The 6,285-nt window shown below is 64.0% G+C and carries 6 protein-coding genes and 1 pseudogene; 6 read left to right on the plus strand and 1 reads right to left on the minus strand.

Annotation, left to right across the window (positions count from 1 at the left end):
- The first annotated feature begins 165 nt into the window (after positions 1-165).
- The 4 genes and pseudogenes from BA190_RS34460 (at position 166) to BA190_RS34470 (ending at position 4,133) form a co-directional block, all read left to right on the plus strand.
- The gene (locus BA190_RS34460; protein WP_068299627.1) at positions 166-1,077 is read left to right on the plus strand and encodes a LysR family transcriptional regulator; all 912 of its coding nucleotides are present in this window, start codon (positions 166-168) and stop codon (positions 1,075-1,077) included.
- Positions 1,078-1,160: 83 nt separating this feature from the next.
- A pseudogene (locus BA190_RS37280) lies at positions 1,161-1,241 on the plus strand (twin-arginine translocation signal domain-containing protein); the annotation flags it as partial.
- A gap of 33 nt (positions 1,242-1,274) precedes the next feature.
- Complete coding sequence (locus BA190_RS34465; protein ID WP_068299638.1) at positions 1,275-1,601, plus strand: NIPSNAP family protein; 327 nt, start codon at positions 1,275-1,277, stop codon at positions 1,599-1,601.
- 258 nt (positions 1,602-1,859) lie between these two features.
- Positions 1,860-4,133 carry an FdhF/YdeP family oxidoreductase gene (locus tag BA190_RS34470; RefSeq protein ID WP_068299629.1) on the plus strand — a complete coding sequence of 758 codons (2,274 nt, stop codon included), beginning with the start codon at positions 1,860-1,862 and terminating at the stop codon, positions 4,131-4,133.
- A gap of 27 nt (positions 4,134-4,160) precedes the next feature.
- Here the strand turns inward: BA190_RS34470 and BA190_RS34475 are convergent, their stop codons facing one another.
- Positions 4,161-4,754, minus strand: coding sequence for a TetR/AcrR family transcriptional regulator (locus BA190_RS34475; protein WP_068299631.1), 594 nt, complete (start codon positions 4,752-4,754; stop codon positions 4,161-4,163).
- 305 nt (positions 4,755-5,059) lie between these two features.
- Here BA190_RS34475 and BA190_RS34480 point away from each other — a divergent pair, with 305 nt between their 5' ends.
- Together BA190_RS34480 and BA190_RS34485 are read left to right on the plus strand one after the other, a co-directional pair.
- A complete protein-coding gene (locus tag BA190_RS34480) occupies positions 5,060-5,557 on the plus strand; it encodes a (2Fe-2S)-binding protein (protein WP_068299634.1) in 498 nt (165 codons plus the stop codon).
- On the plus strand, positions 5,554-6,285 hold a 732-nt coding region (locus BA190_RS34485), incomplete at its 3' end, for a xanthine dehydrogenase family protein subunit M (RefSeq protein WP_068299636.1). The genes BA190_RS34480 and BA190_RS34485, both read left to right, overlap by 4 nt.

Genomic DNA, 6,285 nt, shown 5'->3' on the forward strand with positions numbered 1-6,285 from the left:
CGGGGGGACCCGCCGTCAATCCGGCCATCAAGATCACCAATATCGTGGCGCTCCTGCTGCTGGCCATCCTGGCCCATCACTGAGGTTTTGCGATAGGTTTTGGTGGGTGAGGGAGGGCATTGCCCTCCCTCATTCGTTTTGAAGCGGCCGCAATGGTTCTGATCGATGATCGAGACACGCCTCCTGCACCAATTTGTCGTCCTCGCCGAGGAGCTGCATTTCCATCGCGCGGCCGAGCGGCTGCACATGGCCCAGCCGCCGCTCAGCCAGGCCGTGCGCAAACTCGAGGAGAAGGTCGGCGCGCGCCTGTTCACGCGCAGCAACCGGCATGTCGCGTTGACGGAGGCCGGCGCCGCCTTCCTCGAGACGGCGAAAACCTGCCTGGCCGGCCTGGAGCAGGGGGCCTTGCGTGCGCGCCGGATCGAGGCGGGCCTGGCCGGCCGGCTTGCCATCACCTTCGTCGGCACCGCCCATCGAGACCTGGTGCCGCTGGCGCTGCGGACCTTCCGCTCCCGTTTTCCGGAGGTGGAGCTCGTTCTGCGCGAGGCCACCACGGCCAGGCAGATCGAGGCCCTGCGAGGCAGGCAGGCCGATATCGGTTTCATGCGTTGGCCGGGCGTGCCGGCGGCCGATATCCATTTCGAGCGCATCGAGCGTGAGCCGGTCCTGGCCGCCTTGCCTGATGATCATCCCCTCGCCACCGGGACGGCGATCAGGCTGGAGCAGCTGGCCGGGGAGGATTTCATCATGACGCCTCGCGCCGAAGGAGTAAGCTTTCATGACCAGCTGGTCGCCCTGTGCCGCCATGCCGGTTTCGCGCCGCGCGTCACCCAAGAAGCCTATGAGATGCATACCATCGTCGGCCTGGTAGCAGGTGGCCTCGGCGTGGCGCTGGTGCCGGCCTCGGCCGCCCAGGAAAGCCGCAAGGGAGCCGTGTTTTGCCCGATCATCACCAGCGCACCCGATGAATTGAGCCATATGGACATGGTCCTCGCCTGGCGGGCCGATGTCTCCTCGCCGATCCGCGACAGTTTCATCGAGATCGTCAGGCAGGCGATGAAGATTGATATGCAGTAGCTATCAATCAGTCATTCATAATATATTTTACATTGATTGTCGGGTGATCAAAATCGCTTCCGAGCTGAGCTGGAGCGGTTGCCATGCACCTTCACCCCACGAACCGACGCGATCTCCTGAAATTTGTGGCGGCAGCCGGGGCGACGTCCCTGAGCCTCCAGACCGGCTCCAGCCATGCCCAAAGGAGCAGCAATTCCATGATCTATCAACTACGCATCTATGAAATATTCGAGCACAACAAGGCGGCTTTCCACGCCCGTTTCCGCGACCATGCCGTCCGTATCATGAAGACCCATGGCTTTGACTTCGCTTCGCTCTGGGAGGCGGCCACGCCGGAAAGGACGGAATTCGTCTACCTGCTGCGCTGGCCGGATGCCGGGGCGATGAAGGCGAGCTGGGAGCGCTTCATGGCCGACGAGGAATGGCAACGGATCAAGGACGAGACCGTGGCGCGCGACGGCAAGATGGTCGGCGTCATCGAAGACCGTGCCATGCAGGCTGTCGATTACGCGCCCTTGATTTGAGGGAGAGAAATCACCCGGCAACCCTGGAGATCGGCACTCCGCGTTTCCGGCGCGTGTCTCTCCAAATTTAGAGACCCGGATAGGCTGTCGACGAACCGGCCGGCGGCTTTTTCGTGTTGGTTGACAGGATGGGGAGAACGCGCAAGCTGGATCGGGATTGGGCCAAAGCGGTCCGGCATGCTCTTCGATATGCGAGGGCGGCCGGCCTGGCCGCAATCCGCGACGATCCAAAAGAGACATAGGCAAGCGGAGGGGCATATGGCCCGCAAACGCGACGTTCCTGGGATCAGGCCTTATGACAGTCCTGCCGGTGGTTGGGGTGCCCTAAAGGCGACGGCAGCGGCCGTGCGTTCGCAGATGGAGGTACTCGAGGCACCGCTGACCTTCCTGCGGATGAACCAGCCGGACGGGTTCGACTGCCCCGGCTGTGCCTGGCCGGACAAGGAGCACGGCTCGACCTTCCAGTTTTGCGAGAACGGCGCCAAGGCCGTGACCTGGGAGGCGACCAGCAAGCGCGTCACCCCGGAATTCTTCGCCGATCACACCGTCACCGAGCTCCTGGGCTGGAGCGACTATCACCTCGAGAATGAGGGCCGGCTCACCCATCCGATGGCCTATGATGGTGAGACGGACACCTATCAGCCGATCGAATGGGACGATGCCTTTGCGCGCATCGCCGCCGCCTTGCGCAGCCTACCCGATCCGAACATGGCGGAGTTCTACACCTCCGGCCGTGCCTCCAACGAGGCGGCCTTCCTGTTCCAGCTCTTCGCGCGCGAATATGGCAGCAACAATTTCCCCGATTGTTCCAACATGTGCCACGAGGCCACCAGCGTCGGCCTGCCGCAATCGATCGGCATCGGCAAGGGCACGGTCTCGCTGGAGGATTTCGACCATTGCGAGCTGATCCTCTCGCTGGGCCACAATCCGGGCACCAACCATCCGCGCATGATGGGCACGCTGCATGAATGCTCGCGCCGGGGCGTGCCGATCATCGTGTTCAATCCACTGAAGGAACGGGCGCTCGAGCGCTTCGCGGACCCCCAGAATCCCGTCGAGATGGGCACTTTCGGTTCCACGCGGATCGCCTCATCCTATTATCAGGTCAAGGTCGGCGCGGATGCCGCGGCCCTCAAGGGCATCATGAAGGCCTTGGTCGAGATGGACGAAGCGTCGGGCAACAAGGTGCTCGATCACGATTTCATCACCGCCCACACCCGCGGCTTTGCCGAATTCGCCGCCGATCTCGCGGCGACGTCCTGGGAGGCCATCGAGGCCATCAGCGGTTTCGGCAAAGCCCAGCTCGGGGAGGTGGCGCAGGCCTACGCCCGTTCCAACGCCACCATCGTCGCCTATGGCATGGGCATCACGCAGCACAGTCGGGGAACCGCCAATGTCCAGCAGATCGCCAACCTCCTCCTGCTGAAGGGCAATTTCGGCAAGCCAGGGGCGGGCATCTGCCCGTTGCGCGGCCATTCCAACGTCCAGGGCAACCGCACGGTCGGCATCACCGAACGGCCCAACTTGCCCTTGTTCGAGGGGATCGAGCGCACCTTCGGCTTCAAGCCGCCAAGTCATCACGGCAATGATGCGGTGGCCACCATGGAAGCGATCGATGCAGGCAGCTCGAAAGTCCTGATCTGCCTGGGGGGCAATTTCGCCGTTGCCATGCCGGATCCCGAACGCTGCCAGGCTGCCATGCGCAAGCTCGACCTTGCCGTGCATCTCGACACCAAGCTGAACCGCTCGCAACTGCTCGTCGGCAAGCAGTCGATCATCCTGCCGGTGCTGGGGCGGACCGAGCGCGACATGCAGGCAAGCGGGCCTCAGGCCGTCACGGTGGAGGATTCCATGTCGATGGTGCACGCCTCGCGCGGCAAGCTGCCGCCGGCCTCGGAGTATCTGCGCTCCGAGACGGCCATCGTCGCCGGCATGGCCATGGCGACGCTGCCCGACAGCAAGGTCTATTGGGCCGAGATGGTTGCCGATTACGATCTCATCCGCGATGCGATCGAGAACGTCCTGCCGGATTTCAAGGACTACAATCAGAGGATTCGCATCCCCGGCGGCTTCCGCCTGCCTTTGCCGCCGACCGAGCGCATCTGGCCGACTCCCTCGGGCAAGGCCGAGTTCCTGCCTTTCAAGGGGCTGGAAGAAGATCCGGCCGGCGCCGATGCCAGCGTGCTCAAGCTGGCGACCATCCGCAGCCATGACCAGTACAACACCACGATCTACGGGTTGAACGACCGCTATCGTGGCGTGTTCGGCCGCCGTGACGTGTTGTTCGTGAATGAGGCGGACCTCTCCCGGCTGGGACTGGCGCATGGCGATCTCGTCGAGATCGAGACGGCGCTGCCGTCGGGCGAGCCCCGGCGCCTCAGCCTGACCGCCATCGCCTATGACATCGCCCGCGGTTCGGTCGCGGCCTATTATCCCGAAGCCAATGGGCTGGTGCCCCTCGACTACAAGGATGAGCAAAGCGGCACGCCTTCCTACAAATCCGTGCCGGTGCGAATCCGGAAAACTGGCTGAACGGCAGAAAACCCGCCGACGGGGCGCTCAACCCGCCTTCGCGGCCCCGACACACAGGCCGTCGACGAAAACGTCGACGAGCCGCTGCACGGCTTCCAGCCAGCCGGGATGGTCGCGCATGTAGCACATGCCTACCAGGGCCCGCAGCAGGTCGTCCGGTGTGATATCAGCCCGCATCTGTCCGGCCGCCGCTGCCCGGTCCAGCAGGATGCCGAGCGCCGTGGTCAGGCGATCGAAGGAATAGGCATAGAGTTCGGACGGGGCATAGGCAGCGAGCGCCAGTGCCGTCAGCATGCCCTTCTTGGTCGCGACCAGCTGGACATTGGCATGCAGCCAGCGGCGGACGGCGTCGACCGGCTCCACGCCATCCTTCAGTTGCTCCGCCAATTCGCTGAGGTGGTCGACTTCCTGCCGATAGACCGCTTCGAACAGCGATTCGCGGGTGGGAAAATGGCGATAGAGCGTGCCGATGCCGACTTCCGCCTGCCTTGCGACCGCCTCCAGGCTCGCTTCGGAGCCGCCCCGGCTGAAAACCGTCTTGGCGGCCGCCAGCAGCCGTTCCCGATTGCGGATTGCATCGGCGCGCGGCTTGCGGCTTGTTTTCTCGGTTCGCTCCACCATCTGAATTCAGTCAGCCTGCCTCTTGCAAAACGGAGGGACCCTCCGTATAAATACTGCATAAGCATCAAATCAGACAGATGCTTTCCAATCAAATCGAAGCCCGGCGTTGTCGGGCGATGTGTTTGCATCCGGCCGCCCAGAGTGTGTCTCGCGGCCTGAAGCCCGGAGTTCGATCCACCCGGATCGTGCTCCTCCGGAGACTCTGAAGAGACAGGCGCCTTCGATCCGAGAGAATCGGCACCCCCCTGAAGCGCTTTGCTCCCGGCAGCCTCGACAGTCCAAAAATCACTCGATTGGAGCAGTGCATGACTTTCTCCATCAGCCTCACCGTCAACGGTGAGCAACGCCACGTCGACCTCGACGATCCCAGGGTGACGCTTCTCGACCTCCTGCGGGAACGCCTCGATCTTACCGGCACCAAGAAGGGGTGCGACCGCGGTCAATGTGGCGCCTGCACCGTCCTGGTCGACGGCCGCCGCATCAATTCCTGCCTGGCGCTTGCCGTCAGCCATGATGGCGCGGAGATCGAAACCATCGAGGGCGTCGCCCAGGGCGAGCATCTCCACCCCATGCAGGCGGCCTTCATCGCCCATGATGGGTTCCAATGCGGCTTTTGCACGCCGGGCCAGATCATGAGTGCCATCGGCCTGCTCCGCGAGGGCCAGGCCGGGGATGATCCCGAGCGCATCCGCGAGGGCATGAGCGGTAATCTGTGCCGCTGTTCGGCCTATGCCGGCATCACCGAGGCCGTGCTGGAGGCCCACCATGTCCTCGCCGAGGGCGGACGGAGGAAATCGGCATGAAAAACTTCGACTATGTGAGGCCGGCCACCATCGCAGAGGCAGTCGCGGCGGGGGCCCAGCCCGGCTCTGCCTTTCTCGCTGCCGGCACCAACCTCCTCGACCTGATGAAGACCGGTGTGAGCCGTCCCGACCGGCTCGTGGACGTCACTCGCCTGCCGGATCTCGGCGCGATCGACTGGCTGCCAAATGGCGGTGTCAGGATCGGGGCACTGGTGCGCAATGCGGACCTTGCCCATGATCCGGCTTTCGCAAGGACCTATCCGGCCGTTGCGGAGGCGCTGTTGTCCGGGGCATCGGGCCAGTTGCGCAATGCTGCGACCGTCGGCGGCAATCTCATGCAGCGTACGCGCTGCGCCTATTTCTTCGACGTCGCCGGCGCCTGCAACAAGCGCGCGCCGGGCTCGGGTTGCGATGCGCGGGGCGGCGAGAATCGCCTTCATGCGATATTGGGCTGGAGCGAAGCCTGCATCGCCACTCACCCCTCGGATTTCTGCGTGCCGCTGGCGGCCTTCGGCGCAGTGGTGGAAATCGAGGGCAGGGCAGGGCGGCGTGAGATCCCGCTGGGCGAACTGCATCGCCTTCCGGGGGATATGCCGGAGCAGGATACGGCTCTCGAGCCGGGCGACCTGATCGTGGCGGTGAGACTACCCGCCGATGCTGCGGGCTTTGCGGCCCATGCCCGTTATCTCAAGGTTCGCGAGCGGACATCCTATGCCTTTGCCGTGGTG

The sequence above is a fragment of the Labrys sp. WJW genome (assembly GCF_001676615.1).
GTDB classification, from domain to species: Bacteria; Pseudomonadota; Alphaproteobacteria; order Rhizobiales; family Labraceae; genus Labrys; species Labrys sedimenti.